Source organism: Pelagerythrobacter sp. Soil_C_18 (assembly GCF_057657235.1).
Genome location: NZ_JBDGIU010000002.1, coordinates 430,175 through 456,269, shown reverse-complemented (window position 1 = coordinate 456,269; position 26,095 = coordinate 430,175). Strand labels below are relative to the sequence as shown.

Sequence of the window (26,095 nt, the reverse complement as noted above, 5' to 3'; positions counted from 1 at the left end):
CGAAAAGGGGGGGCTGAAACCCTGCTTTAACCAGTCTTGCGATAGACCGAGTGCAATGGTCCACGAAAGCGGCGCCCTCGATGCTACGCTGGCAGCAGCGGCCGGCGACGATCCCGTCCTGCTCGCCGAACTGCGCGCGGCTTTCGCGGACAGTCTCGCGCGGCAGATCGACCTGCTCGCGCGGGCGCGCTGCGACGGGAACTGGAATGTCGCCGCCTTGCGGCTGAAGGGTCTGGCTGCGAGCTTTCATGCCGCCGACCTCATCGAACTTGCGGACGAAGCGATCGCTGCGGCCCCGGGGGAACCGACCGTGCTGCGCAAGCTCGCGGCGTTCACCCGCGATTTCTCCGCCGGACGCAACTGAGCGCCCGACCGGCGCGCTTGGCACGAGCGCCAGCTGGGCTTAAACCTCCCCACTTTCATGCGGGAGTGAGCAGTTGCGGGTTGCGATCCTGTCGGCGATCCATCCGGGCGGAGAAGGCACCGAGGCGACCGTGCGCGGCCTGCTTACCGTGGCCGGGCGCAGCGTCGCCGCGCTCCAGCTCGATCTCGCGCTGCGCCTCGGGTGCGAACGCATCGTGTGCCTTGCCGAGGGCCTGAACGAAGGCGTGCTGCCCTTGCTTCACCGTGCGGAGCAGGGCGGGGCGACCTTCCACGCGCTGAGCAGCGCGCGGTCGCTTTCCGGGCTGGTCCGGGCGCAGGACGAATTGTTCCTCTTTGCCGAAGGTGTCGTACCCGACCCCCTGGTGATGGGCGAACTGCTGGGCGAGCGCTCAGGCATCGTCGCCCTGCCGGCCGAAGCAGGCATCGAGGCAGGGTTCGAGCGAATCGACCGCGACCACGCCTGGGCCGGCGTCGCGCGCCTGCCGGGATCGGCGGTGGAGCGCCTGGTCGAAATGCCGTTCGAAGTCGATGCGGTGCCTGCCTTGCTGCGCGTCGGCCTGCAGACGGGCACGCGCATCGTGCCGCTCCCGCAGTCACTGGTGACCGACCGCCGCTGGGGCTTGCTCCGCAACGAGCAGCAGGCGCGTGCATTCGAGACCGCGTGGCTGAACCAGCGGGTCACGCTGTCCTCGTTCGCCGCGCCGGTGCATGCCTTGGCGGATAGGGCCGCGATGGTCCTGGCGCCGGGCATCCTCGCGCAGCGCGGCAAGGCGGCGCTTCCGATCGCGGGCGGTATCCTGGGCCTCGGCGGAGCGCTTGCCGCCGCATGGTGGAAGCTGCCAGCGCTCGCCTTCGGATCGGTTGCGATAGGCGCTTTCCTGCTGCGTACAGGCGAGACGGTTGCCGCATTTTTGAGCGAAGGCCGCCGGAGCGGCATGGTTGCGCGCATCGCCCGCGCCCTGCCGGGAATGGTGGTCGATGCGACGATCCTGGCGCTGATCGGAATGCTCGCGCCGGTTGGCGAACTTGCGGGATGGTTGTTTGCGGGCCTTGCGCTGCTTTTCGCGCTGCGGATCGCCGAGCACTCGCAGGTGGAATCATTCGCGCGCGCGGCCACGGATAGGGGGATACTGGCGCTGGTGCTCGCACTATGTGCGGCGCTCGATCAAACTCTCACTGGAATTCAGCTACTTGCGCTCGCGGTTCTGGCAGCGTTCTATCTCGCCGGTGTGCGAGGGCGGATAACGCACGCTTAACTATACCGCGCTAAGGCGGATGAATGACCGACTCCGGCACGAACAGCGCCTCGTATTCGCCGATCGAGGCGGTTCTCGCGGGCGAGCTCGCGCGCGGCGACCTCGTGCTCGGCACGGTCGGTCCGATGCTAGGCATGTTGCTCGCCAATCACGACAGCGCGCTGTTCAGCGACGAGATCGTGGCGAATGTGCGAGGAATGGGCCTTCACGTGGCACGGCAGGCACTGGTCGCGCAGGCAAATGCGGCAGGTATCGAGGATCCGTTCGCCTTCGCTGCCGAGCATGGAGAGGTGCTGGCCGAGAGCCTTGCGCGAAACCTGCAGTTTCTCGGCCACTGCCACGCACTCGCGCTCGAACATCGCCTGGCCATGCAGCTGGAGCGGCGGAACGCGATCGATCCGGTGCTGTCCCCGCTGCTTCAGTCGCTGATCGCGTCCTCTGACACGGACACCGCGCAGCTCGCCATGGCGCTTCTCGCCGCGCAAGCCCGTTTCGTTCAGCAGCAGCGCAGGGTGGAACTGCCGCTGGCAGAGCTGCCTTTGGCACTGTTCGAGCACGCGCTTTCCACTTGGCGCGCGCAAGCTGGCGGCACCGACGAAAACGCCATAGAGCAAGCGGACAAGCGCCTGCGTGACGCATACCATCCGCATGCCACCCGCCTCGCCTTGCTCGAACGAGCGGTCGGGGCGGTCGGCGACGGGATGAAGCCGGCGCTTTCGATCGGCCATGCCGGGGCGGCCTTGTTCCTCTCGGCGCTTTCGCTGGCGACAGGGCAGGACCGCGATCTGATGGCCGTGGCGACCAACGAAAGCCAGGTCGGACGACTGGCGCTTGCGCTCCGCGCTGCCGGGCTCAAGCCTGAGCAGATCGCCGAGCAGTTCGTCCTCTTTCACCCCGGCATCACTCTGCCCGGCGCGTTCGACACGCTGCGCGCCGATCGCGCCGCAGCGATCCTTGCGGCGTCGGACCGGCAGGCCTTGGGCTGAGCCCATGAATGCCCACTCTCCCAGCTTTCTCGCGCGCGGACGAACCGATGCGGAAGATCGCTTGATCGAGGCAGACGAACTGATCGCCGCCTTGCAGCGGAGCTGCGGGGGCGAAGTTCCCGGCGTGCTTGCCGTGCCTGCTCTGCTCGAACGGGTGCGCCAGGCGCGCATCGCCGGTACGCGCCTCGGCGGCGCGATCGAGGCATTCGGCGGCGAAGAAGTCATCCGCGCCTGGATCGAGGTTTTTCCCCATTCCGGAAGCGAAGCGGGCTGCTCCATCGGTATCGCCGACTGGCAGGTATCCCCCGCGGCGCGCGACGACGATGCGCAGGCTGCTGCGCGGCATCTGGAGATCGAGCGCAGCGTTGCCGATTTGTGGGCGCGGCTCGATTCCACGCAAGGGGTGCTGGCCGCCGAAGCGCGTGCGCCAGATCTCGCCGCGCTCGCTGTGCGCATGGAGCAGGGCGCGGGGCGGCCCTGGACCGATTTCGTCGAGCTAACCGGTGCCGTCCACGAGCAGCCGATGCACTGGCGCCTGCTTGACGGTCAGGCGGTCCGGGTGCCGGAATCGCCGCGGGAATGGACAGTGACCCTGGTGCCGCTCGGAGGGCCCGAGCCCGGGCAGTCCGGATTCGAGCTCTACCTCGCATCCGAGGCCGTTCTTCCCCGCGCGGAAGCGCCGGCCGACGCCGCACCCGCTGGCCTCCCCGCAACTCATCTGATCGGGCGAAATCTTGCACCGGTGCTGCGGCAGCCGATTGCGCGGATCATCGCCAATGCGGAAACGATCCGCACCCGCCTCGCCGGACCGCTGGCCGAGGAGTACAGCAACTACGCGGCCGATATCGCGGCTGCCGGCCAGCACCTCCTGGCGCTGATCGAAGACCTATCCGATCTCGAGGTCGTCGAAGCGGAAGGCTTCGCCACGGCCCCCGATGAGATCGACCTTGGCGATGTCGCCCGCCGTGCAGCGGGGATCCTGGCGGTGCGTGCGAAGGAGAAGGGAATAGCGCTGACCGCGCCGCCCGCGGGCGTTTCCGTGCCCGCAGTGGCGGAATTCCGCCGTGTCCTGCAGATCCTGCTCAACCTCGTCGGCAACGCGATCCGCTATTCCCCTGAGGGCTCGCAGATTCGGCTGGAGCTTTCAGGCGAGGGGGAGCGCGTCCGGGTGAGCGTGGTGGACGAAGGGCCGGGGCTCGACGCCGAGCAGCAGGCGCGGGTGTTCGACAAGTTCGAACGGCTCGGTCGCAGCGGCGATGGCGGTTCCGGGCTCGGGCTCTACATTTCACGCCGGCTTGCTCGCGCGATGGGCGGAGACCTGACGGTGGAGAGCGAGCCCGGGAAGGGCGCGAGCTTCACGCTCGATCTACCGGCGGGCCATAAGTCTCAGGGATAATCGGGTCGCCGGCGAGCCTCTGCGCTGCCGGCAACCCGAGTGAAGCTCAGCGCTTGTCGAGCGGAACGTAGTCGCGCTCGGTCGGCCCGGTGTAGAGCTGGCGCGGGCGGCCGATGACCTGGCCGGGATCGGAAATCATCTCGTTCCACTGTGCGACCCACCCGACCGTGCGGGCGAGCGCGAAGAGGGCGGTGAACATGGTGGTCGGGAAGCCAATCGCCGAGAGGATTATGCCCGAGTAGAAGTCCACGTTCGGGAAGAGCTTCTTTTCCCTGAAGTAGTCGTCGCTCAGCGCGATTTCCTCGAGCCGAAGCGCGGTCTCGAACACCGGATCGGTGACCTTGAGCGCCTCGAACACCTCGCGCACGGTCTTCTGCATCACCGTCGCGCGCGGGTCGTAGTTCTTGTAGACGCGGTGGCCGAAGCCCATCAGGCGGAAGGGGTCGTTCTTGTCCTTGGCGCGCTCGATGTAGTGCGGGATGCGGTCTGGCGTGCCGATTTCGTGCAGCATGTTGAGCGCCGCCTCGTTCGCGCCGCCGTGTGCCGGGCCCCAGAGGCAGGCGATGCCGGCTGCGATGCAGGCGAAGGGGTTGGCGCCGGAGGACCCGGCGAGCCGGACGGTCGAGGTCGACGCGTTCTGTTCGTGATCGGCGTGGAGGATGAAGATCCGGTCCATTGCCTTCTCGACCGCCGGATGCAGTTCGTATTCTTCGGCGGGGACGCCGAAGGTCATGCGCAGGAAGTTGCCGGTATAGCTCAGGTCGTTCTGCGGGTAGAGGAACGGCTGCCCGACGGAGAACTTGTAGGCCATTGCCGCGATCGTCGGCATCTTCGCGATCAGGCGGTGGCTGGAAATCTTGCGATGCTCGGGATCCGAGATGTCGGTGCTGTCGTGATAGAAGGCCGACAGTGCGCCCACGACGCCGCACATGATCGCCATCGGGTGGGCGTCGCGGCGGAAACCGCGATAGAACGTCGCGAGCTGCTCATGCAGCATCGTGTGGCGGGTAATTGTGTAGTTGAAGTCGTCGAGCTCGACCTGCGACGGCAGTTCGCCGTTCAGCAGCAGGTAGGCGACTTCCATAAAGCTCGAGTGTTCGGCAAGCTGACCGATCGGGTAGCCACGGTGAAGGAGAACGCCTTCCTCCCCGTCGATATAGGTCAGCGCGCTTTCGCAGCTGGCGGTCGACTTGTAACCGGGGTCAAAGGTGAAAGCGCCGGTGCTGCCGTAGAGCTTGCGGATGTCGACCACGTCCGGCCCCACGCTCCCCTGAAGCACGGGGAATTCATGGGTCTGGCCGCCCAGTTCGAGTTTCGCCTGCTTGTCCGCCAAATTCGTTCTCCTCTTTGATGCCTAGCCCTGCTTTGCCGGAGCGGCCTGCGCGTCGATCCGCGCGAGCGCTTCTTCCCGTCCAAGCAGGACCAGCACATCGAAAATACCCGGGGACGTGGTTGTCCCGGTCAGCGCTGCGCGCATGGGCTGCGCGAGCTTGCCGAGGCCCAGTCCGAGCTCCTCAGCGAGTGCCTTGGTAGTGGCTTCGAGCGCCTCGATTGTCCAGTTTTTTTCCGCCCGTAGCCCACTGGCGATCTGCGCCAGAACCTCACGCGCACCCTCGGTGAGCAGCGCTTCGGCCTTTTCCGTAAGCGTCAGCGGACGGCGCTTGAACAGGAAGGCCGCGCCTTCGGCAAGCTCGTCGAGATCGCGTGCGCGGGTCTTGAGCACCGGCATGGCGCGTTCGAGCAGCGCCTTGTCCGCTTCGGGTCCAACCCGTTCGGCCACGAGACCTGCGAGCCGCGCGTCGTCGGCTTCGCGAATATAGTGGCCGTTGAGGTTCTGCAGCTTCTTGAGGTCGAAGCGGGAAGGGCTCTTGCCCACGCCGTCGAGATCGAACAGCGAGATCGCCTCCTCGCGCGTGATTTCCTCGCGGTCGCCATGGCCCCAGCCGAGGCGGAGGAGGTAGTTGAACAGCGCCTCGGGCAGTATGCCGAACTCGTCTCGATAGGCTTCCGCACCGAGCGCGCCGTGACGCTTCGACAGCTTGGCCCCGTCGCTGCCGTGGATCAGCGGGATATGGGCATAGACCGGCTCGGGCCAGTTCATCGCTCGGTAGATCGGCAACTGGCGGAAGGCGTTGTTGAGATGGTCGTCGCCGCGGATGACATGGGTGACGCCCATGTCGTGGTCGTCGACCACCACCGCGAGCATGTAGGTCGGGGTGCCGTCGGCGCGCAAAAGGACGTAATCGTCGAGTTCCTCGTTGCGCACGGTCACCCGGCCCTGGACGCGGTCGTCGATCACCGTCTCGCCTTCGTTCGGGGTCTTCAGGCGGAGGACGTAGGGCGCGCCGAGCGGTGCATCGGTGGGATCGCGGTCGCGCCAGCGGCCGTCGTAGCGCAGCGGCTGCTTGGCGGCGCGTTGGGCGGCCCGCATTTCCTCGAGCTCTTCGGTCGTTGCATAGCACTTGTAGGCGTGCCCTGCGGCGAGGAGCTGCTCGGCCACCTCCACGTGGCGGGCCCCGCGTTCCGACTGGAACACGACGTCGTCGTCCCACTCGAGGCCGAGCCACGCGAGCCCGTCGAGAATCGCTTCGATCGCTTCCGGAGTCGAGCGCTTGCGGTCGGTATCCTCGATTCTCAGCAGCGCCCGGCCGCCGTGATGGCGGGCGTAAAGCCAGTTGAATAGCGCGGTGCGGGCGCCGCCGATATGAAGGAATCCGGTCGGCGATGGAGCGAAGCGCGTCACGACCTGTCCGCTATCGCTTGCCATATCCGACGTGATCCTTTCCTATGTCTCCCATGGCGACGGGGGTGCCCGAGGTGCCGTTGGGGGGCGGGCCCGAAGAGGCCAATGCTGCAGCGCAGCGCAATTGGCGCAGCGCGGCGCGTTTGTCCAGTGCGGTGGACCGGATCGAGACGTTTCTCGCCGTGGCAGGATTTGATCGCGGGCCTTGGCTCGCCGTCGCCTTCGCCGCCGGGATCGGTGTCTGGTTCCTTTTGCCGGTGCCATGGCAGTGGATCGCCGTTATCGCCCTTGCGACGCTCGCCGCGATCGCGGCGCAGGCCCTGTGGCGGGATCGGGACGATCGGGCCAACTTGCGCCTGGCCGTAATTTCGCTGGCGATCGTGGTCGCGGCGGGGATGGCTATTGTGTGGCTGCGTTCCGCGGTCGTGGGAGCGGAGCCGATCGCCTATCCCCGGGTCGAACGGATCGAGGCGCGGGTTCTCGAACGGATCGACCAGCCGGCGGAAGACCGCCTGCGTCTCGTGCTGGCGTACCGCGATGCGGAGGCGGCGCGTGCGCGAAAGGTGCGGATCAACGTGCCGCTCGCGGCGGACCAGCCGGGACTGGCGGAGGGTGCGGTCGTGCGCCTGCGAACTCGGCTGATGCCACCGTCGCCCCCCATGCTGCCGGGCGGCTACGATTTTGCGCGCACTGCATGGTTCCAGGGGCTCTCAGCGACGGGATCGCTGATCGGAGAGATCGAGATCGTGCAGCCTGGCCGCGGCGCGAGCAGCCTGGCGGGGGTTCAGCGCGTGCTGGCCGCGCACGTGCGCGAGCGGCTGTCGGGCTCACCTGGCACGATCGCGGCGGCGTTCGCGAGTGGAGATCGAGGAGCCATAACCCGTGCCGACGAGGAGGCGATGCGGGACTCCGGATTGACGCACCTGCTGTCGATCAGCGGACTTCACGTCAGCGCGGTGATCGCGGCGGCTTACCTTTTAGCCATCAAGCTCCTCTCGCTCTGGCCGTGGCTTGCGTTGCGCGTGCGGCTGCCGGTCGTTGCCGCAGCCATCGCGGCCGGAGCAGGCGTCGGATACACGCTGCTGACAGGTGCGGAGGTACCGACGGTGCGAAGCTGCATCGGCGCCGTGCTCGTGCTGATTGCCTTGGCGCTCGGACGCGAGCCGCTGTCGATGCGAATGGTGGCGGTGGCCGCCGTTGCCGTGCTCCTGCTGTGGCCGGAGTCGCTCGTCGGGCCCAGCTTCCAGATGAGCTTCGCGGCGGTGCTCGCCATCGTCGCGCTGCATGGCAGCGCGCCGGTGCAGGCTTTCCTTTCTCCACGCGAGGAGAACTGGATCGTCCGGTTCGCGCGGCGCGCCGGGATGCTGCTGCTCATGGGCGTTGTGATCGAGATAGCGCTGATGCCCATCGTGCTGTTTCATTTCCATCGTGCCGGTCTTTACGGCGCGCTGGCGAACGTGATCGCGATTCCGCTGGTCACTTTCGTATCGATGCCGCTGATCGCATTTGCCTTGCTGCTCGATCTCGCTGGAGCGGGCGCGCCTGTCTGGTGGCTCGCGGGCAAATCCCTCGAACTGCTGCTCGCCATCGCGCACTTCACCGCCGCGCAGCCCGGAGCGGTAAAGCTTGCGCCCCAGATGGACCTGGCGACCATCGCGCTGTTCGTTGCCGGCGGACTATGGCTGGCGCTCTGGCGAGGGCGGGCGCGGCTGCTCGGCCTCGCGCCGGCAGCTCTCGGAACGATCCTGCTCATCGGGACGCCCGCGCCGGACGTGCTCATCTCGGGCGATGGGCGGCACGTCGGAATTGCAGGCGAGGGCGACCGGTTGCTGATGCTGCGCGATACCCGCAGCGAGTTCGCGCGCGACAATCTCCTGGAACTCGCGGGACTGGAGGGCGAACCGGTTCCACTCAGCCGCTGGGCCGGTGCGCGCTGCAGCCGCGATTTCTGCAGGCTTGCAATCGACCGCGGCGAGAGGCGCTGGACGCTGCTGATGGCGCGTGGCCGCGACATGGTGGAGGAACGGGCGCTTGCCGCTGCCTGCGACCGCGCCGATATCGTCGTCGCCGACCGCTTTCTTCCGCGCAGTTGCCGCCCCCGCTGGCTAAAGGCCGATCGACGCCTGCTCAGCGGGACGGGTGGGCTCGCGCTCTACCTAGACGAGCCGCGCATGGAGACGGTCGCCGAGGGGCAGGGCGAACATGGCTGGTGGCGCGGCACGCGGCGCTAGATCAACGATCGAGCAGTGTCGCCGCCATTTGCTCGGCGATCAGTGGTAACGGCGCAGCAATCCCGAAAGCTTGCCCTGCACCTGCACTTCGTCAGGTCGGTAGATCTGCGGTTCGTAGCTGCCGTTGGCCGGGTCGAGCCGGATCATTCCGTTCTCCCGGCGCAGGTACTTGAGCGTCGCTTCCTCGTTGCGCACGAGTGCCACCACGATCTCGCCATCCCGCGCCATGTCGGTACGGCGCACGAGCGCGAAGTCGCCGTCGAAAATGCCGGCTTCGATCATCGAATCGCCCGAAACCTCGAGTGCATAGTGCTCGCCCGGTCCAAGCAGCGCGGCGGGGACGGGCAAGCTGCTTTGCCCCTCGATCGCCTCGATCGGCACACCCGCAGCGATGCGGCCGTGGAGCGGAATTTCGATTACGTCGTTTGCAGGCCTCGGCTGCGCTGGCGCGACCCGGTGCAGTTCGACGATATTGTCACCCTTCGCGCTGCGCGCGGCGGGTGTCGCATCTTCGGGCTGCTTGAGCACTTCGAGCGCGCGAGCGCGGTTGGGCAGGCGGCGGATGAAGCCGCGTTCCTCGAGCGCAGAGATCAGGCGATGAACGCCCGACTTGCTCTTGAGATCGAGCGCCTCCTTCATCTCCTCGAACGAAGGGGAAATGCCGGTTTCTTCCAGCCGCTGCTGGATGAAACGGATCAACTCGTGCTGCTTTGCCGTCAGCATGGCGAAGTCTCCTCGGTCGCCTGACACGCTCGTCCAGGTTGCGAACGAATGCGGAACAATTAGGCAACCGATTTGGTGAAGTCAAGCAACTCCGCCATTCTGGAGTCGATAGTAGAGAACATCCGTTCCGCTTTCGTCTCGACATCCGGCCGTTAGCCGAGGAGAAGCTGCCGCGTCGCGGCGGTGAGATCGGGCTGCCGCATCAGACTCTCGCCCACGAGGAAGCAACGCACGCCCACCGCAGCCAGGCGCTCGCAGTCCGCATGGCGCTCGATTCCGCTCTCCCCGACCAAGAGCGCATCCTCCGGTGCGAGGGGCGCGAGGCGCTCGGTCACGGCAAGATCGGTGCGAAAGGTTTTGAGGTCGCGGTTGTTTATTCCGATGAGCCTCGAGCGTAGTGCGCTCGCACGCTCCATCTCCGCCTCGTCGTGAACCTCGACCAGGACGTCCATGCCGCGCTCGAGCGCGGCCGCCTCGATCTCGACCATTGCGCCATCGTCCAGCGCGGCCACGATGATGAGAATTGCATCGGTTCCGATCGCGCGCGCCTCGGCGACTTGCCATGGGTCGACCATGAAGTCCTTCCGCAGCACGGGCAGGTCGCAGGCCGCGCGCGCATCCATCAGAAAATCCTCATGCCCCTGAAAGTAGGGCGCGTCGGTGAGAACCGAGAGGCAGGCGGCGCCTCCCGCCTGATAGGCCAAAGCGTGTTCGGCGGGGCGAAAATCGGCGCGGATCAGACCCTTGGACGGCGAAGCTTTCTTGATTTCCGCAATCAGGCCGAACCCGTTCCGCGCCTTGGCCGCAAGTGCGTCGGCGAAGCCCCGCGGCGGCCCGGCATCCCGCGCGGCACGGTCGAGATCCTCGATCGTGGCGAGCCCTTTGCGGGCAGCGACTTCCTCACGCTTGGTGGCGCAGATTTCGTCGAGCTTGTTCATCGTCCGGTTTCCGTGTGGCAGCTTGCGTTCGTCGCACGATCTAACGCGCCATTTCGATCCAGCGATCGAGCAGGGTACCCGCATTGCCGCTGTCCAGCGACTCCGCGGCGATCGCTGCACCGTCCTCCCATCCCCGAGCCGAGCCCGCGAGGATCAGCATCGCCGACGCGTTGAGCAGCACAGCGTCGCGATAGGGGCCCGGCGCGCCCATCAGCAGCGCCTTGAGCGCCTTGGCATTGTGCAGCGAATCCCCGCCGCGGATCGCCTCGACGGGGGCATGCGGCAGACCGGCCATCGAAGCATCGACCCGGCGCATCTCGAAATCGTTGCCGACGACTTCTGCCACCTCATTGCCGCCGGCGAGGCTCAGCTCGTCGAGCCCCTCGTCGCCCGAGGCGATGAAGGTGCGCTCGGTCCCGAGCCTGGCCTTGGCCGCTGCGTAGATCGGCACGTAGCCGGGGCGGGCGATGCCGATCAACTGACGCCGCACGCCGGCCGGGTTCGACAGGGGGCCCATGAGGTTGAAGATCGTGCGCCGGCCGAGCCGCTGACGGAGCGGCTGAATCCGTCCCATCGCGGGGTGGTGGTTCTTCGCGAAGAGGAAGCAAATTCCCAGCTCCGCCAATGTCTTTTCGGCTGTTCTTCCAGCCGCTTCCATATCGAGCCCGAGCGCTTCCAGCGTATCCGCTGCGCCGGACTTGCTGCTGGCCGCACGATTGCCGTGCTTGGCGACGGGCACGCCCGCGGCCGCAACGACGAGGCTCACGGCGGTCGAGACGTTGAGCGTGTGATGGCCGTCGCCTCCGGTGCCGCAGCAGTCGACGGCATTGTCCGGCGCCGCAACCGGGATCATCCGCGCACGGAGCGCCCGCGCCGCGCCGGCGATCTCGTCCGCCGTCTCGCTGCGCTCGGTGATCTCGATGAGAAACCGGGCGATCTCCTCCTCACTGGTCTCGCCGTCGAGGATCCAGCCGAAGACTTCCTCGGCCTCGGCTTCGGAGAGGTGGGGCTCGGCCTCGGGGAGCGTCTTCATGCGGGCACCTTGGCTTCGATCCCGCAGATCGCGAGGAAGTTGGCGAGCAGCGCGTGGCCGTACTCGGTGGCTATGCTCTCCGGGTGGAACTGAACCCCGTGGATCGGCAGCTCGACGTGGCGGAAGCCCATCACGCTCGTGCCGTCGAGCCCGGGCGTCTCGCTGGTTGCGTTGACCGTCAGAACCTCGGGCACGTCCTCGACGATTAGCGAGTGGTAGCGGGTGGCGGTGAAGGGGGAAGGCAGGCCGGCGAAGACGCCGGTGCCGTCGTGCTCGACCGGCGAGGTCTTGCCGTGCATCAGCCCGCCGCGCACGACGCGCCCGCCGAAATGCTGCCCGATCGCCTGGTGGCCGAGGCAAACGCCGAGCAGCGGCAGGCGGGCGTCCGCGCAGGCGGCGACGAGATCGAGGCTGATCCCGGCTTCGTTCGGCGTGCACGGTCCGGGAGAGATCAGAACGCCCGCGGGCCCACTCGCGACCGCCTCCGCCGCCGTCAGCGCATCGTTGCGCTCGACGCGGACTTCGGCCCCCAGCTCCATCAGGTAATGGACCAGGTTGAAGGTGAAGCTGTCGTAGTTGTCGATGACGAGGATCATGTCGGAGGTCTTCGTGGTTCGGCCGCGCGCGATCAAGCAAGGAAAGCTATTGGGGTGTCGATTGCTCTCCTCCCTTTCCGGGGGGAGATAGCAGCTTGGGTCAACGGGAGAGAGCTACCGGCCTACGCCTGCTTCCCCGCGAACCGGTCGCTGGCGCGGACGAGGCCGTCGGTGATGCCTGGCTCGGTGAACAGGTGGCCGCCGTCGGGCACGATCTGAAGGTCCACCTCGGGCCAGGCCTGTTTGAGCGCCCAAGCCGCGGCGGGCGGAGTGCAGCAATCGTGCCGCCCCTGCACGATGACGCCGGGGATGCCCTTCAGGCGGTGTGCGTTGACGAGGAGCTGGCCTTCATCGAGCCAGCACTTGTGGCGGAAATAATGGTTCTCGATCCGTGCGATAGAGATTGCGTGATCGTCTTCGGTGAATTCCTCGAGCATCGCAGGGTCGGGCAGCAGCGTTACCGTCATGCCTTCCCACATACTCCATGCCTTTGCGGCGGCGAGCTTGGTGGCGTGATCATCGCTGGTGAGGCGGCGGTGATAGGCCTCGACCACGTCATCCCGCTCGTTCTCCGGGATCAGGCCGATGAAGTCGGCCCAGGCTTCCGGATAGAGCTCGCTTGCGCCGTAGGTATAGAGCCAGTCGAGTTCCGCCTGGCTCGACAGGAAGATGCCGCGCAGCACGAGTTCGCTGACGCGCTCGGGATGTGCCTGGGCGTAGGAGAGCGCGAGGGTGGAGCCCCAGCTCCCGCCGAAGACCTGCCAGGTCTTGTGACCGCACATCTCGCGCAGCCGTTCCATGTCGGCGACGAGATCCCACGTCGTGTTGTTCTCCAGGCTCGCGAACGGTGTCGAGCGGCCGCAACCCCGCTGGTCGAACAGCAGGATGTCGTAAAGTTCCGGATCCCACTGCCGGCGCTGCGTGTCGCTGCAGCCGGAACCGGGGCCGCCGTGGAGGAACACGGCCGGCTTGGCGCCGCGCGTGCCGATGCGCTCCCAGTAGATCGTGTGTCCGTCGCCGACGTCGAGCATTCCGGTCTCGTTCGGCTCGATGGGCGGATAGAGCGTGCGCTCGTATGCAATCTGGATCATGGCTTGTCCTTGTGCTCGACTACGATCATCGGTCCGATCGGTGCCCGGTTGTCGAGGCGGTCGGTCGCAGGGTCCCACAGCGCGCTGACGCTTCCGTCTAGAAACAATGCGTCGGGCGTCTTGAGCCCATCGCGGAAGTATCGCGCGAGAATCCCGAAGCTCACCGGTCCTTCCGAGATGACGAAGTGCGCGCGCCCTTGTGCATCGATGCCGACGCCGTTGCGGATCGCCTTGCTCGGCCCGTCTTCCGAAATTTCCGGGTGCAGCTTGCCGTCGATCACCAGCATCGGCCCGCTCTGTGTGCCGAAGGCCGGACGGTCGCCGACGTTGGCGTAGAAGTCGTCCGCCGTGCGGATCTGCCACTTGCTGCCGGTGCCGAAGAACACTCCGTTGGGCTTCATGTGGAAATTGCCCGGTCCGTCCGCGCGGTTGAGCTCCTTGAGACGGTCGCCGCTTTCGACGTAGTAGCCGATCGGCTTGCCTTCACCGTCGTACATTCCGCCGTTCATCGCGAAAGCGACCTTCGGTGCATCGTCGCCGCGAGCGGCGGCTAGCTTCGCGAGACTGCGGTAGGGCGCACCGTCCTCGGGCCCGAGGTCGGTGAGGACGCGATGCTTCGCGGGATCGGCGATGCAGTGGGTGAAGGCTGCGTCCTCGAACGTGGCGCTCTCGCAGGCCGATGCGACGCTCGGCGTGGGGGTCGGCGTGGGCCGGGGCGCAGCTGCCTTCTCGGCGACTCCGCTTCCGATCTCTGTGCGGATGACGGGCTCACCCGCAGGCTGCTCTCCGCATGCGGCAAGGCCAAAGAGCGGGGCGAGGGTCATCAGGCGTTTCACTGGCCGAACCCGGGCTCCTGCGCGATCCGCACCGCCTCGCGCGCGGCGGCAAGAAGGGCGCCGGCCTTGGCTTCGCATTCGCGCTGCTCGTAGGCCGGATCGCTGTCGGCGACGATGCCTGCGCCGGCCTGGACGTGGAGCACGCCGTCCTTCACCACGCCGGTGCGCAGGACGATGCAGCTGTCGACCGATCCGTCCGGTGCGAAGTAGCCGACGCCGCCTGCGTAGGCGCCGCGCGTTTCCGGCTCGAGCTCGGCAATGATCTCACACGCGCGGACTTTCGGTGCGCCGCTGACGGTGCCCGCAGGAAAGCCTGCGAAGAGCGCGTCCAACGCGTCCTGACCGGCACCGAGACGGCCCACAACGTTACTCACGATGTGCATCACGTGGCTGTAACGCTCGATGGTGAAGCTGTCGGTGACCTCGACCGTGCCCTTCGCCGCGACCCGGCCGACATCGTTGCGGCCGAGGTCGAGCAGCATGAGATGTTCGGCGCGTTCCTTGGGGTCGGCGAGCAGACTGGCCTCGGCCGCGCGATCGGCCTCTGGCGTGGCGCCGCGCGGGCGGGTGCCGGCGATCGGGCGGATCGTGACATCGCCGTCGCGTACGCGCACGAGGATCTCGGGACTCGACCCGACGACGGCGAAGCCGGGTAGGTCTAGGAAGTAGAGGAACGGCGATGGATTCACCCGGCGAAGCGCGCGGTAAAGCGCGAATGGCGGCAGCGGGAACGGGCACCTGAAGCGCTGGGCGAGCACGACCTGGAAGATATCGCCGGCCTCGATGTAACCTTTCGCGCGGGCCACCATTGCGGCGTAGTCCTCGCCGGCCATCGTAGGGGTGAGCGCCATCTCGGGCAGATGCGAGGTGCGGTCTGCGGGGGCGACCGGGCCTCCCAGCTTCCGCAGGGTATCGTCGATCCGCTCCGCCGCGGCTTCGATTGCCTGATTTGGTTCGCCGGCGCCGGCCCAGATCGGCGCGATGCAGAACAGCTCTTCGCCGAGCCGGTCGAACACGAGCAGGACCGTGGGCCGGACGAACAGCATGTCGGGCAATGCGACCGAGCTCTGCGGCGCGCGCGGCAGCCGCTCGACCAGCCCGATCGTCTCATACCCGAAATAGCCGACGAGGCAGGCGAGGGCGGGGGGCAGGTCGTCGGGCACGTCTATCCGGCAGCGGGAGACGAGCGCGCGCAGTTCCGCGAGTGATCCTTCGGCGCAGGGCTCGAACGCCGCGCGATCTTCCCGCCAGCGCGGATTGATCTCGGCACTGTCACCTTCGGCACGGAACACGAGATCAGGATCGAGGCCGAGCAGGCTGTAGCGCCCGCGCACTTCGCCGCCTTCGACCGATTCGAGCAGGAAATCGCCGCGGCCCGGCTCGATCAGCTTCAGCGCCGCGCCGACCGGAGTCTCTGTATCGGCGACCACCTTGCGCCAGACGAGCGCGGGGCGCCCTGCGGCAAGCGCACTGCGGGCGGCGTCCGCGTTCGAGAGGCGGGGGGCGGCCAGGGCCGGCCCCCTCAATTTTGCCCGAGGAGCTGTTTGCGGATCGCCTCGATCGCCGTCTCGTTGCGCTCCACGCCGAGTTCCTTGCGCAGGGCGAGGCGAAGCTGATCGGCATATTCGCGGCCCATCGCGCCCCCGAGGTCCGCACTTGCCTGCGCGAACACGGGATCGTTGCGGCTCACTTCGCCGGTCTCGATATCGTCGAGGTCGACAACGAACCAGCCGTTGCTGTCGGGCGCCTCGAGCTTCTTCGTGGTGCCCTCCGCCATGCTGAACAACAGCGCGATCGGCGCAGGGAAGCGCCCCTGCATCGCCGCGAGCTGCTCGCGCGTGAGGTCGATCTGCTCCACGCCCGGCAGGCTCTGTTCTTCCTCGCCAATCGCCGCCGCGAGGGTGGCGCCGCCCTTGACGCGCTGGAGGACGCGATCGGCTGCGGCGCGCGCCGCCTTGGCACCCTGCGCCAGCCGCCAGCTGGCGATCACGTCGTCGCGGATCTCCGCCAGCGGTGCGGCGGCCGATGGAACGATCTCGCTCGCCTCGAAGATCAGGAAGGTCTCGCCGCGTTCGATCTCGGCAACCTGCGGCTGGGCTTCGGACATCTGGAACGCGGTCTCGAGCGCCGGCGCGAGGATCTCCGGCGCGGTCTCGGTCGGCGTGCCGTAGACGCCGCCGGTCGCAAGCAGCGGACGCGTGGTTTGCGTTTCGGCGCCGAGGTCTTCCGCGATGTCGGAGAGCGAGACGCCGTCCGCGAGCTGTTCTTCGACGCTCGCCGCGAGATCGGCGAGGGCGGTCTGGCGCTTCTCGACCCGCAGGGCATCCGCGATCTCGCCGCGAACCTGCTCGAGGCTGCGCGCCGCCCGCGCATCGATCTCGTCGACGCGCACGACATGCCAGCCGAGACCGCTGCGAGCGGGCGCCGCGATCTGTCCGCGACCGGCAGCGAAGGCTGCGCTGGCGACTTCGGGCGAACTGCGGGCCGCGAGGGCTTCGCGCGAGACCGGGCCCAGCGTTGCGGTGTCGAAGCCGGCCTCGCGCGCTGCCGCCTCCAGCGAACCGCCTGCGCTCACCCGCTGGCGGATGGCGTTCGCGGCTTCCTGCGTGGGCACGATCAGTTGCGTGACGCTGCGATCCTCGCTCGCTGCATACTGCGCACGGTTCTCTTCGTAACGTGCGCGAATTTCGGCGGCCGTGGGCTCGGCCTGTTGTCCGAGCGTGTCGGCGCCGAACACCGCATAGCGGATCACCCGCCGTTCGGGCCGGATGAAGTCGCTGCGGTTTTCGGTGTAGTAAGCGTCGAGTGCAGACTGGCTGGGGTTGCCGGTCGGCGCGAAGGCCTGCGCCGGGAGAACCGCAATGGCGCCGCGGCGCCGCTCCTTGAGCAGGGCGGCATAGTGCATCACGACCTTTTCCGGAGCCTTGCCGCCGATCGCGACGGGCACGAGCAGCTGCTGTGCAAGCAGGCCCTGCGCGAGATCGGCGCGGAACGTCGCCTCGGAAAGGCCTTGGGCGCCGATCAACTGGCGGAAGACGTTCGCGTCGAACTCCCCGTTCGCCCCACGGAACTGCGGAATGGCGATGATCTCGCTGTTGACCAGGTTCTCGCCCGCGCGGAGCCCGTGCCGCTTCGCATATTCCGCAATCGCTGCGCGGTCGATCATCTGGTCGAGCACGTCGTCCAGACCGCCCTGGGCGATGAAGGCGTCCATCGACATGTTGGGATTGCTCTGGCGCGCCTGGTCGAGCGCGGCATTCGCGCTGCTGACCAGATCGGCCGAATCGATCTTCCGGTCGCCGACGACCGCCACCCTGTCGCCGCCCGCGACGCCGCCGAAAGTGCCCGTGTTAGCCAGATCGCTGCTCGCAAAGGCGACCGCGATCAGCGCGAGAAAGGCCAACGTGATGGGAACGCCAAACTTCGATTGGAAGAAGTTGCGGAAGAATAGGAGCATGTCGTGGGTGGTTCCGGAAGCTGCGATCGATTTGGGGTTGCGCTATACGGCGAGCGCTTTATCCGGCCTGCGGCGTCCCGGCAACAGGTCGGCAGCGCTTTTGGCCCTGCAAGGCGAAGCATCTGGCAGGCCGGGCATATCGCCCCATATAGGCGGCGATCGGAATCGTCTAAAATCGGGATTACAGGACGGATTGTCATGGCCGAACGGCCCTATATCGTTGGAAACTGGAAGATGAACGGCACGCGGGCAATGCTCGCCCAGGCGCGTGCCATCGACCGCGCCGCACAGAACCTGATGAAGGTCGAAGTGGCGCTCGCGCCGCCCTTCACGCTGATTCACGCGACCCATCGGGAGGTCGAGCAGATCGGCGTCGGCGCTCAGGACTGCCATTGCGCTACCGACGGTGCGCACACCGGCGACGTTTCCGCGACGATGGTCGCCGACGCGGGCGCGAAGTTCGTGATTCTCGGACATAGCGAGCGGCGGCAGAACCACGGCGAAGACGACGCGCTGGTTCACGCCAAGGCGGAAGCGGCTCTGGCCGCCGGCCTGCGCGTGATCATGTGCTGCGGCGAGACGGAGGACGTCCGCGATGCGGGCAATGCGGTCGCGTTCGTCACGTCACAGCTCCGCACGTCGCTGCCCGAGAACCGCGAGCGTGCCGGCGAAATGCTGACGGTCGCGTATGAGCCGGTCTGGGCGATCGGCACCGGCCGCACGCCCACGGTGGACGACATCGGCGTGATGCACAGGGCGATCCGCGAACTGCTGGTCGAACTCTACGGAGAAGCCGACGGCGCTGCCGTGCGAATCCTTTACGGCGGGTCGGTCAAGGCGGACAACGCGCGCGAACTGCTCGCGGCCGACGAGGTCGGCGGCGCGCTGGTCGGCGGGGCGAGCCTGACGGCCGACAGCTTCATGGGTATCGTCATCGCCGCGGCGGAGGTACACGAGCACTAAGCTCTGTGCCGGAGGCGCGGCTTGCCCCGGCGCCGCGCAGTCCCTAGATGCGCGGGCAAACGGATCGAGATAGAACGCATGTCCCTCTTCATTTTCCTTTTCGTGCTTCAGGCGATTGTCGCCTCGGCGCTGGTCGGCGTCGTGCTGATGCAGCGTTCCGAGGGCGGCGGTCTCGGCATCGGTGGCAGCCCCACCGGGCTGATGAGCGCCCGCGGCGCGGCCGACTTCCTCACGCGCGCGACCAAGTGGCTGGCGGTCGTCTTCGTCGTCCTCTCGATCGCGCTCGCGGCGATTGCGGCAGAGACGAGCGGGCAGGACAGCATTACCTCGACGCTCGACCGCTCGGCTGCCGATCCGCTCGGCCCGGCTGCCGGCGGTGCGCCGCCGCCGGCGGCACCGGCAACGCAGCTGGTCACGCCGGCCGGCGACGATCCGCTCGCTGACGTCACCGAGTAACATCACCCGGACAGCTGTGGATTGCGGGCGCCTGCCCGCACCATTCCGCTTGCCCCGACTCATACCTCACGCTTAAGGCCCGACTCCCATGGCGCGGTACATCTTTATCACCGGCGGCGTGGTCTCTTCGCTCGGCAAGGGTCTCATGGCAGCGAGCCTCGGCGCGCTGCTGCAGGCACGCGGCTTCAAGGTCCGCATTCGCAAGTTCGACCCTTACCTCAACGTCGATCCGGGGACGATGAGCCCCTATCAGCACGGTGAGGTCTACGTCACCGACGACGGAGCCGAAACCGACCTCGACCTCGGCCACTATGAGCGCTTCACCGGCGTTTCCGCGCGCCAGAGCGACAACGTCACTTCGGGCAGGATCTACCAGCAGATCATCGCCCGCGAGCGCCGCGGCGACTACCTGGGGGCTACCGTCCAGGTGATCCCGCACGTGACCGACGCGATCAAGGAATTCGCGCTTGCCGATCAGGACGATCACGACTTCATCCTGTGCGAGATCGGCGGCACCGTGGGCGACATCGAATCGCTGCCCTTCATGGAAGCGATCCGTCAGCTCAGGAACGAGCTCGAGCCCGACCGGACGCTGAGCGTGCATGTCACGCTGGTGCCCTACATCGCCGCGGCCGGCGAGCTGAAGACCAAGCCGACGCAGCACTCCGTGCGCGAACTCGCCAGCCTGGGAATCAAGCCCGATCTCCTGCTGTGCCGCTGCGAGCATCCGCTGCCCGACAGCGATCGCCGCAAGATCGCGCAGTTCTGCAACGTGCGCCCAGAGGCGGTCATTCCCGCGCTCGACGCGTCGTCCATCTATGCTGTGCCGCTGCAGTATCACCGCGAGGGGCTCGACACCCAGGTGCTCCGCGGCTTCGGAATCGACGATGCGCCGGAGCCGGAACTGTCGACTTGGCACGACATCCTCGACCGCTACGAGCAACCCGAGGGCGAAGTGACGATCGGCGTAGTCGGCAAGTACGTCGGTCTGCCCGACGCCTACAAGTCGCTCAACGAGGCGCTGATCCACGGCGGCATGGCCAACCGGGTCAGGGTCAACATCCGCTGGATCGACGCCGAGATGTTCGAAAGCGAGGATTCCGAACTCGCCGCCAAGCTCGAGCCGCTGCACGGCATTCTCGTGCCGGGCGGATTCGGCGAGCGCGGGTCGGAAGGGAAGATCGCCAGCGTCCGTTTCGCGCGGGAGCGCGGCGTGCCGTTCCTCGGCATCTGCCTCGGCATGCAGATGGCCTGCATCGAAGGTGCGCGCAGCGCCGGGCACCCCGGCGCTTCCTCGACCGAATTCGGCGCAACCGACGAACCAGTCGTCGGCATCATCACCGAGTGGATGAGCGAGGAAGGCCTGCAGAAGCGTGAGGCGGGCGGCGACCTCGGCGGAACGATGCGGCTCGGCGCCTATGACGCCAAGCTCACCGGCAACAGCCACGTTTCGCGCATCTACGGCGGGGCTACGGAAATTTCGGAGCGCCATCGCCATCGCTACGAGGTCAACGTCGCATATCGCGATGCGCTGGAGAGCGGCGGACTGATCTTCTCGGGCATGTCGCCCGACGGCCTGCTGCCCGAGATCGTCGAGCGGCCCGAACATCCCTGGTTCGTCGGCGTGCAGTTCCATCCGGAGCTGAAATCGAAACCCTTCGATCCGCATCCGCTGTTCGCCGGCTTCGTGGCGGCCGCGCTGGACCAGTCGCGTCTCGTCTAAGTCGCGTAAGCGCGTATTATTGTTAGCGAAGTTGCGAACTCATACGCCTCTTTGATCCGCGCAGGCGCAATAAACAGCGTCAAATCGGGACAGGGAAGCGCGGATGTTTGCGCCCGCGCTTTATCTTTTGATGAATTCGGCGCATGATGCCGTTGGGCGTACGCGATTTTTTTCGAGTCGTCCGCGAGGGGCCCCAGGCTATTCCATCGAGCTTGGCTCGGAGTCGATCGTCTTCTGCGACCCGGACGATCATGCTCCGTGACAAGGCGGCGTCCGCGCCGCGGGGGCGGGCTTTCGGGCCCGCCTCCATCCGCTCCCGCTACGGAATCAAACGGCCCGCCCCGTTTCCGGAGGCGGGCCGCTCGACTTGCGCGATGCCGTCAGGCGGCGTCGACCTTGCTTTCGCTTTCTTCGTTGTCGTCGCGCACGACCTCGAGCGTCTTCTGCCCGTTTACGGCGATCTTCTTCGGTTTCATTGCTTCGGGTACCTCACGGACCAGATCGATCGTGAGCAGCCCGTCTTCGAGCCGCGCGTTCTCGACGCGAACGTAGTCGGCGAGTTCGAAGCGGCGCTCGAACCCGCGGTTGGCGATGCCCACATGGAGCATCTCGCTCTCGCCGTCGGTTTCTTCGCGCTTCTTGCCCTGAACGACCAGCAGGTTCTGCTGCGCCGTGATATCGATGTCCGCGGGGCGGAAGCCGGCAATCGCCAGAACGATGCGATAGCTGTCTTCGCCGCGACGCTCGATATTGAACGGCGGGTAGTTGTCGCCGGTGTTGCTGCGCGCCTGCCGCTCGAGCAGGTCGAACAGATGGTCGAAGCCGACGGTGGAACGGCGATAGGGGGTAAAATCAAAGCGGTTCATCGAAAACAAATCCTCCAAAGAGCAATTTGACCATGTGCCGGGCCCACGCAATGCGGCACCCGGCGGTTTCGTGAAGGACGCATCCATTGCGGCATGCGCCTCCATTCGCCAGATAGGGAGCACGATCCGCCGTTCAAGAGCTTCATTCTTGCAAGGATAATCGAGAAATAACAATGAGTACGCCCAAGATCGACATCTACACCAAGTTCGGATGCGGATACTGCGTTCGCGCCAAGCGCCTGCTCGATCAGAAAGATGTCGACTATACCGAATACGATATCACTCTGGGCGGCCCGAAGCGCGACGAGATGCTGAAGCGCGCGTCGGGCGCGCGCACGGTGCCGCAGATCTTCATCGGCGACACGCATGTCGGCGGATCGGATGAGCTTCACGCGCTCGAGCGCGAAGGCAAGCTGGACGCGCTGCTCGGCGGATGACCCGCGTCGCGCTTCTCCAGATGCAGTCGGGTATCGACCCGGGGCGCAATGCTGCAGCGATAGTGGAGGCTGCGAAACGCGCTGCGGGCGAGGGCGCGGCGATGCTGTTCACGCCCGAGATGTCGGGCCTGCTCGACCGCGACCGCGTTCGCGCGGCGCAGAACGTTGCACGGGAAGCCGACGACCGCGTGCTGGTCGCCGTACGCGAGGCGGCGGCGCGGGAAGGGCTGTCGATCGCCCTTGGCTCGCTCGCAATCGATCTCGGCGACGGCAAGTGGGCGAACCGCAGCTATCTGATCGACTCCGGCGGGAATATCGCCGCACGCTACGACAAGATGCACATGTTCGACGTCGATCTCGCGAGCGGCGAGAGCTGGCGCGAATCGAACGCCTATCGTCCGGGCGAGGAGGTCGTGACGGCCGAAACGCCGCTCGGCCGCCTGGGTCTTTCGGTCTGCTACGACCTGCGTTTCCCGGCGTTGTTCGAGGCGCTCGGCAACCGCCGGTGCGACGCGATTGCCGTTCCCGCCGCTTTCACCGTACCGACGGGCGAGGCGCACTGGCACGTGCTGCAGCGGGCGCGGGCGATCGAGACGAGCGCCTACGTGATCGCCGCGGCACAGGTCGGCACTCACGAGGACGGCCGGCGAACTTACGGGCACAGCCTCGTGGTCGATCCCTGGGGCGAAGTCCTGCTCGACATGGGCGGCGAAGCGCCGGGGCTGGATTTCGCGGAGATCGAGGCAGAGCGCATCGCCGAGGCGCGCCGGCAGGTCCCGAGCCTTGCCAATCGCCGCAAGATGCCCGACTAGCGCGCCCGCGATGATCGTGTTCGACCTCTCCTGCGCCGAAGGGCACCGTTTCGAAGGCTGGTTCGGCTCGTCCGACGACTTTGCCGGCCAGCAGGCGCGTGGGCTCGTGGCCTGCCCGCAGTGCGGTTCGGCCGAGATCGTCAAGGCGCCGATGGCGCCGGCAGTGGGGGCCAAAGGCAATCGGCGGCCTGCGGCAGGCGAGCCGAAGAAGCCGATGAGCGGCGGTAAGATACCGCCCGAGGTGCGCAAGGCAATGGAAGCGCTCGCCAAGGCCCAGGCGAAGGCTCTCGAAAGCAGCCGCTGGGTCGGCGACGGCTTCGCCGAGGAATCGCGCGCGATGCACTATGGCGAGAAGGATCTCGAAGCGATCCACGGCAAGGCGACGCTCAAGGAAGCGAAGGAACTGCTGGACGAGGGCATCTCGCTCGCCCCGCTGCCGTTTCCGGTACCCGAACCCGACGAGCTGAACTGACGGCCGCATCGAATCGCTTCGAGGCAGCGGATTATGAATGCTGCCGGTTTCATATTTTTTACAGTGCATTAACTGGTCGAGACCTAGCGGTCTGTAGAAGGCTCCTGGCTACGGCGGGATGCGATTCACTACGCCCGCGGGGCACGTCTCATAGGAACCCACTTGGTGGCAGCATCGAAGGCAGTTGCGGCATCGCCCCGCCGCGGAGTTGCGCCGTACGCGGACCGGCACGATGTCTCGGCTCTCGAAGAGCTTTCGCCGACGCATCCCGCGAGCAGGATCCTCGACTTCGCGACCGCGTGCGTCTTCGCCGTGGATGCGAACTGGCACTTCACCTACCTGAACAAGCCTGCCTGTGACGAGATCGCCGAGGGCCGATCTCTCCTGGGCAAGTCGCTGTGGACGGAGTTCCCGGCGCTGCTCGGAACCAAAGTCGAGCGGCAGTATCGCGACGCGATGGCCGCACGACGCGAGGCCCGCCTCGAGGCCTACTACGGTCCTCTCGGCGGCTGGTACGAGGTTGCCGTCGCGCCCCTTGCAGGTAGCGGTCTCGCGGTCTGGTTCCGCAACATCGACGGACGCAAGAAGGCCGAAGAAGAGCTGCGCCGCGCCGAGGAACGGTACCGGCTCGCAGCGTCCGCCGCCACCGATCTGGTCCTCGATTGGAATCTGGAGACTGGGCAGGTCGTGCTCTGGGAGTCGCTCCAGTCGGACTTCGGTTTCGGCGACGGCATCGCCCGCTCGCGCCGGTGGTGTGCTGCGCGGGTGCATCCGGCTGACCGGGCAGATGTTTTCTCGGAGATCCGCCGGGGCCTCGAGACCGGCGAGCGCTTCGTATGCGAAATGCGGCTCCGCAAGGCCGACGGGACGTATGCCGACGTGCGGCAGACCGGGGTGGTACAGTGCGACAGGCGCGGACATCCGCTCCGCATGATCGTGGCTGTGCGGGACGTTTCCGAACAGAACCGGGCCAACAACGCGATCCGGCGCCGCACCGCTCAGCTCGCCAACATCTTCTCTCAGGCTTTGGTCGGCATTCTCGAGAGCGGCCCTGACGGGCGCGCGCGGCTGGTCAACGCGCGCTTTTGCGAGATACTCGGCCGCAGCGAGGACGAGGTGCTCGGGGTCGACGTGATGGACTTCACGCACCCCGACGATCTGCCTTGGAACAACGCCTTTCTTGGCAAGCAGCGCAAGGACGGCGAGGCCTTCCAGATCGAGAAGCGATACGTTCGCCCCGACGGGACGATCGTCTGGTGCCGCGTCAGCGTGTCATTCGTTTGCGCGCCGACTGGCGAGGTCGAGAGCTCGATCGTCGTTGCCGAGGATATCACGCAGCAGCGCGAGACGAACGAACGCCTGAAGTGGGCGAGCGAGCACGACGCGCTGACCGGACTGCCCAATCGCCGCGCCTTCGATGCGCGTCTGCAGGCCGCCACGCTCCGCGCGATGCATACGCGCCGCGCTGTCGGGCTGCTCCTGCTCGACCTCGATCACTTCAAGCACGTGAACGACAGCGCCGGCCACGCCGCGGGCGATCAACTTCTGCAGGAGATCGGGGACCGGCTCGGCAAGTGTCTGCGGCACACCGATCTCGCAGCGCGCCTCGGGGGCGACGAGTTCGCGATCCTGGTTGAGCATTGCCATGGAAGTGCCGAGCTCGCCGCGTTGGGCAACGAGATCCGCAAGCACTTGCGCCGCCCGTTTCGGATCGACGGACGAACGATCAACGTCGATGTGAGTATCGGCGGGGCGATGTTCCCGGCGGATGCCGAAAGCGCGAACGAGCTGTTCAAGCACGCCGACGTCGCGCTCTACGCCCTCAAGGACAGCGGACGGGGCGGGACGAGGATGTTCCGCCGGGAAATGCTCGAACAGGCGCTCGTCGTCGCGACGCAGCTCGATCTCGCGCGGTCGGCCGTCTCGGACCGCACGGTCGACCCGCACTATCAACCCAAGGTGGATCTCTGCACAGGCCGGATCGTCGGCTTCGAAGCGCTGCTCCGATGGCATCACGAAGGGCGAGGGCTGCAGCCGCCAGATTCCGTGCTCGAAGCCTTCCGCGACTACGAGCTGGCCTCAAAGATCGGCGATCTCGTGCAGCGGCGCGTCTTCTCCGATGTGCGCGAATGGCTGGGGCAGGGGCTCAGCGTCGGCCGCATTGCCATCAATGCCGCGCCGGCGGAATTTCTCCGCGACGACTTCGCCGAACGATTGCTGGCGCGGTTGCAGGAACACGATGTGCCCCCCGCGCTCATCGAAGTCGAGGTGACGGAGCACGTCTTCCTCGACCGGTGCTCGGGCTACGTCGGCCGCGCTCTCGAGGTGCTCAGCTGCGCCGGCGTACACATCGCGCTCGACGACTTCGGCACCGGCTATTCCTCGCTCTCGCATCTGAGGGATTTCCCGGTCGACCTGGTCAAGATCGATCGCTCGTTCGTGGAGAAGGTGGCGGCCGATCCCGACATGCGCGCGATCGTCGCGGCCATCGCCGCACTGGCGCGAAGCCTGCGCCTCTCGGTGGTCGCCGAAGGCATCGAGACCGAGCAGCAGAGACGCATCCTGCTCGAGCAGGGGTGTTCGTTGGGGCAGGGATATTACTTCGGCCGAGCGATTGCGGCGGACCGGGTGCCCGCACTTCTCGATGCCCGCCGGGCCGCCGGCTTCCCAGGCATGTGAGCTGCTCGATCGAAGTG

Annotated in this window: 23 protein-coding genes; 12 read left to right on the top strand and 11 right to left on the bottom strand. The window is 66.8% G+C overall.

From position 1 onward, the window contains the following. Positions 1–55 precede the first annotated feature (55 nt). The 4 genes from AC3A5N_RS07850 to AC3A5N_RS07835 all read left to right on the top strand — a co-directional run bounded on the left by AC3A5N_RS07850 (position 56) and on the right by AC3A5N_RS07835 (position 4,022). Positions 56–364 (top strand): Hpt domain-containing protein, encoded by a 309-nt coding sequence (locus AC3A5N_RS07850; RefSeq protein ID WP_487736748.1) that lies wholly within the window; start codon positions 56–58, stop codon positions 362–364. Between the two features lie 73 nt (positions 365–437). Continuing rightward, a complete protein-coding gene (locus tag AC3A5N_RS07845) occupies positions 438–1,640 on the top strand; it encodes a hypothetical protein (RefSeq protein WP_487736747.1) in 1,203 nt (400 codons plus the stop codon). Positions 1,641–1,663: 23 nt separating this feature from the next. Continuing rightward, complete coding sequence (locus AC3A5N_RS07840) at positions 1,664–2,626, top strand: hypothetical protein (RefSeq protein WP_487736746.1); 963 nt, start codon at positions 1,664–1,666, stop codon at positions 2,624–2,626. 4 nt (positions 2,627–2,630) lie between these two features. Further along, entirely contained in the window at positions 2,631–4,022 is a 1,392-nt protein-coding gene (locus AC3A5N_RS07835) for a sensor histidine kinase (protein WP_487736745.1), read from the top strand. A gap of 46 nt (positions 4,023–4,068) precedes the next feature. On the opposite strand, the gene AC3A5N_RS07830 is transcribed toward AC3A5N_RS07835, so the two are convergent. Together AC3A5N_RS07830 and gltX are read right to left on the bottom strand one after the other, a co-directional pair. Continuing rightward, positions 4,069–5,355 carry a citrate synthase gene (locus AC3A5N_RS07830; RefSeq protein ID WP_487736744.1) on the bottom strand — a complete coding sequence of 429 codons (1,287 nt, stop codon included), beginning with the start codon at positions 5,353–5,355 and terminating at the stop codon, positions 4,069–4,071. Between the two features lie 21 nt (positions 5,356–5,376). Beyond that, positions 5,377–6,789 carry a glutamate--tRNA ligase gene (gene gltX / locus AC3A5N_RS07825; RefSeq protein WP_487736743.1) on the bottom strand — a complete coding sequence of 471 codons (1,413 nt, stop codon included), beginning with the start codon at positions 6,787–6,789 and terminating at the stop codon, positions 5,377–5,379. Between the two features lie 29 nt (positions 6,790–6,818). Between gltX and AC3A5N_RS07820 the strand changes: the two genes are divergently transcribed. After that, positions 6,819–8,996, top strand: coding sequence for a ComEC/Rec2 family competence protein (locus AC3A5N_RS07820; RefSeq protein ID WP_487736742.1), 2,178 nt, complete (start codon positions 6,819–6,821; stop codon positions 8,994–8,996). Positions 8,997–9,035: 39 nt separating this feature from the next. Here the strand turns inward: AC3A5N_RS07820 and lexA are convergent, their stop codons facing one another. The 8 genes from lexA to AC3A5N_RS07780 all read right to left on the bottom strand — a co-directional run bounded on the left by lexA (position 9,036) and on the right by AC3A5N_RS07780 (position 17,670). Continuing rightward, positions 9,036–9,719, bottom strand: coding sequence for a transcriptional repressor LexA (lexA, locus tag AC3A5N_RS07815; protein ID WP_487736741.1), 684 nt, complete (start codon positions 9,717–9,719; stop codon positions 9,036–9,038). Positions 9,720–9,871: 152 nt separating this feature from the next. Beyond that, complete coding sequence (trpC, locus tag AC3A5N_RS07810) at positions 9,872–10,657, bottom strand: indole-3-glycerol phosphate synthase TrpC (protein ID WP_487736740.1); 786 nt, start codon at positions 10,655–10,657, stop codon at positions 9,872–9,874. 40 nt (positions 10,658–10,697) lie between these two features. After that, positions 10,698–11,690, bottom strand: a complete 993-nt coding sequence (trpD, locus tag AC3A5N_RS07805) for an anthranilate phosphoribosyltransferase (protein WP_487736739.1) — start codon at positions 11,688–11,690, stop codon at positions 10,698–10,700. Further along, positions 11,687–12,286 carry an anthranilate synthase component II gene (locus tag AC3A5N_RS07800; RefSeq protein ID WP_487736738.1) on the bottom strand — a complete coding sequence of 200 codons (600 nt, stop codon included), beginning with the start codon at positions 12,284–12,286 and terminating at the stop codon, positions 11,687–11,689. The genes trpD and AC3A5N_RS07800 overlap by 4 nt, the downstream gene beginning before the upstream one ends. Positions 12,287–12,408: 122 nt before the next feature. Then, complete coding sequence (gene pip, locus AC3A5N_RS07795) at positions 12,409–13,377, bottom strand: prolyl aminopeptidase (protein ID WP_487736737.1); 969 nt, start codon at positions 13,375–13,377, stop codon at positions 12,409–12,411. Next, entirely contained in the window at positions 13,374–14,201 is an 828-nt protein-coding gene (locus AC3A5N_RS07790; RefSeq protein WP_487736736.1) for a phosphodiester glycosidase family protein, read from the bottom strand. The genes pip and AC3A5N_RS07790 overlap by 4 nt, the downstream gene beginning before the upstream one ends. Before the next feature lie 8 nt (positions 14,202–14,209). Then, positions 14,210–15,739 (bottom strand): anthranilate synthase component I, encoded by a 1,530-nt coding sequence (gene trpE / locus AC3A5N_RS07785; RefSeq protein ID WP_487736735.1) that lies wholly within the window; start codon positions 15,737–15,739, stop codon positions 14,210–14,212. Next, positions 15,736–17,670 carry a peptidylprolyl isomerase gene (locus tag AC3A5N_RS07780; protein WP_487736734.1) on the bottom strand — a complete coding sequence of 645 codons (1,935 nt, stop codon included), beginning with the start codon at positions 17,668–17,670 and terminating at the stop codon, positions 15,736–15,738. The genes trpE and AC3A5N_RS07780 overlap by 4 nt, the downstream gene beginning before the upstream one ends. Positions 17,671–17,868: 198 nt before the next feature. Here AC3A5N_RS07780 and tpiA point away from each other — a divergent pair, with 198 nt between their 5' ends. The 3 genes from tpiA (at position 17,869) to pyrG (ending at position 20,812) form a co-directional block, all read left to right on the top strand. After that, the gene (tpiA, locus tag AC3A5N_RS07775; RefSeq protein ID WP_487736733.1) at positions 17,869–18,633 is read left to right on the top strand and encodes a triose-phosphate isomerase; all 765 of its coding nucleotides are present in this window, start codon (positions 17,869–17,871) and stop codon (positions 18,631–18,633) included. Positions 18,634–18,711: 78 nt separating this feature from the next. After that, entirely contained in the window at positions 18,712–19,089 is a 378-nt protein-coding gene (secG, locus tag AC3A5N_RS07770) for a preprotein translocase subunit SecG (protein ID WP_487736732.1), read from the top strand. Positions 19,090–19,177: 88 nt separating this feature from the next. Continuing rightward, a complete protein-coding gene (gene pyrG / locus AC3A5N_RS07765; RefSeq protein ID WP_487736731.1) occupies positions 19,178–20,812 on the top strand; it encodes a CTP synthase in 1,635 nt (544 codons plus the stop codon). 380 nt (positions 20,813–21,192) lie between these two features. Here the strand turns inward: pyrG and AC3A5N_RS07760 are convergent, their stop codons facing one another. After that, entirely contained in the window at positions 21,193–21,678 is a 486-nt protein-coding gene (locus AC3A5N_RS07760; RefSeq protein WP_487736730.1) for an Hsp20 family protein, read from the bottom strand. A 173-nt stretch (positions 21,679–21,851) separates the two neighbouring features. Here AC3A5N_RS07760 and grxC point away from each other — a divergent pair, with 173 nt between their 5' ends. From grxC to AC3A5N_RS07740, 4 genes are all read left to right on the top strand, one after another. Next, entirely contained in the window at positions 21,852–22,115 is a 264-nt protein-coding gene (gene grxC / locus AC3A5N_RS07755; protein WP_487736729.1) for a glutaredoxin 3, read from the top strand. Then, positions 22,112–22,927 (top strand): carbon-nitrogen hydrolase family protein, encoded by an 816-nt coding sequence (locus AC3A5N_RS07750; RefSeq protein WP_487736728.1) that lies wholly within the window; start codon positions 22,112–22,114, stop codon positions 22,925–22,927. Before grxC ends, AC3A5N_RS07750 begins: the two co-directional genes overlap by 4 nt. 10 nt (positions 22,928–22,937) lie before the next feature. Further along, entirely contained in the window at positions 22,938–23,399 is a 462-nt protein-coding gene (locus AC3A5N_RS07745; RefSeq protein ID WP_487736727.1) for a DUF1178 family protein, read from the top strand. Positions 23,400–23,564: 165 nt separating this feature from the next. After that, a complete protein-coding gene (locus AC3A5N_RS07740; protein ID WP_487736726.1) occupies positions 23,565–26,078 on the top strand; it encodes an EAL domain-containing protein in 2,514 nt (837 codons plus the stop codon). Positions 26,079–26,095: the final 17 nt, after the last annotated feature.

Coding starts and splice junctions, on each gene's coding strand:
- AC3A5N_RS07850 (WP_487736748.1), top strand. CDS start 56: ATGGTCCACGAAAGCGGCGCCCTCGATGCTACGCTGGCAGCAGCGGCC.
- AC3A5N_RS07840 (WP_487736746.1), top strand. CDS start 1,664: ATGACCGACTCCGGCACGAACAGCGCCTCGTATTCGCCGATCGAGGCG.
- AC3A5N_RS07835 (WP_487736745.1), top strand. CDS start 2,631: ATGAATGCCCACTCTCCCAGCTTTCTCGCGCGCGGACGAACCGATGCG.
- gltX (WP_487736743.1), bottom strand. CDS start 6,789: ATGGCAAGCGATAGCGGACAGGTCGTGACGCGCTTCGCTCCATCGCCG.
- AC3A5N_RS07820 (WP_487736742.1), top strand. CDS start 6,819: ATGGCGACGGGGGTGCCCGAGGTGCCGTTGGGGGGCGGGCCCGAAGAG.
- lexA (WP_487736741.1), bottom strand. CDS start 9,719: ATGCTGACGGCAAAGCAGCACGAGTTGATCCGTTTCATCCAGCAGCGG.
- trpC (WP_487736740.1), bottom strand. CDS start 10,657: ATGAACAAGCTCGACGAAATCTGCGCCACCAAGCGTGAGGAAGTCGCT.
- trpD (WP_487736739.1), bottom strand. CDS start 11,690: ATGAAGACGCTCCCCGAGGCCGAGCCCCACCTCTCCGAAGCCGAGGCC.
- AC3A5N_RS07800 (WP_487736738.1), bottom strand. CDS start 12,286: ATGATCCTCGTCATCGACAACTACGACAGCTTCACCTTCAACCTGGTC.
- pip (WP_487736737.1), bottom strand. CDS start 13,377: ATGATCCAGATTGCATACGAGCGCACGCTCTATCCGCCCATCGAGCCG.
- AC3A5N_RS07790 (WP_487736736.1), bottom strand. CDS start 14,201: ATGACCCTCGCCCCGCTCTTTGGCCTTGCCGCATGCGGAGAGCAGCCT.
- AC3A5N_RS07780 (WP_487736734.1), bottom strand. CDS start 17,670: ATGCTCCTATTCTTCCGCAACTTCTTCCAATCGAAGTTTGGCGTTCCC.
- tpiA (WP_487736733.1), top strand. CDS start 17,869: ATGGCCGAACGGCCCTATATCGTTGGAAACTGGAAGATGAACGGCACG.
- secG (WP_487736732.1), top strand. CDS start 18,712: ATGTCCCTCTTCATTTTCCTTTTCGTGCTTCAGGCGATTGTCGCCTCG.
- pyrG (WP_487736731.1), top strand. CDS start 19,178: ATGGCGCGGTACATCTTTATCACCGGCGGCGTGGTCTCTTCGCTCGGC.
- AC3A5N_RS07760 (WP_487736730.1), bottom strand. CDS start 21,678: ATGAACCGCTTTGATTTTACCCCCTATCGCCGTTCCACCGTCGGCTTC.
- grxC (WP_487736729.1), top strand. CDS start 21,852: ATGAGTACGCCCAAGATCGACATCTACACCAAGTTCGGATGCGGATAC.
- AC3A5N_RS07750 (WP_487736728.1), top strand. CDS start 22,112: ATGACCCGCGTCGCGCTTCTCCAGATGCAGTCGGGTATCGACCCGGGG.
- AC3A5N_RS07745 (WP_487736727.1), top strand. CDS start 22,938: ATGATCGTGTTCGACCTCTCCTGCGCCGAAGGGCACCGTTTCGAAGGC.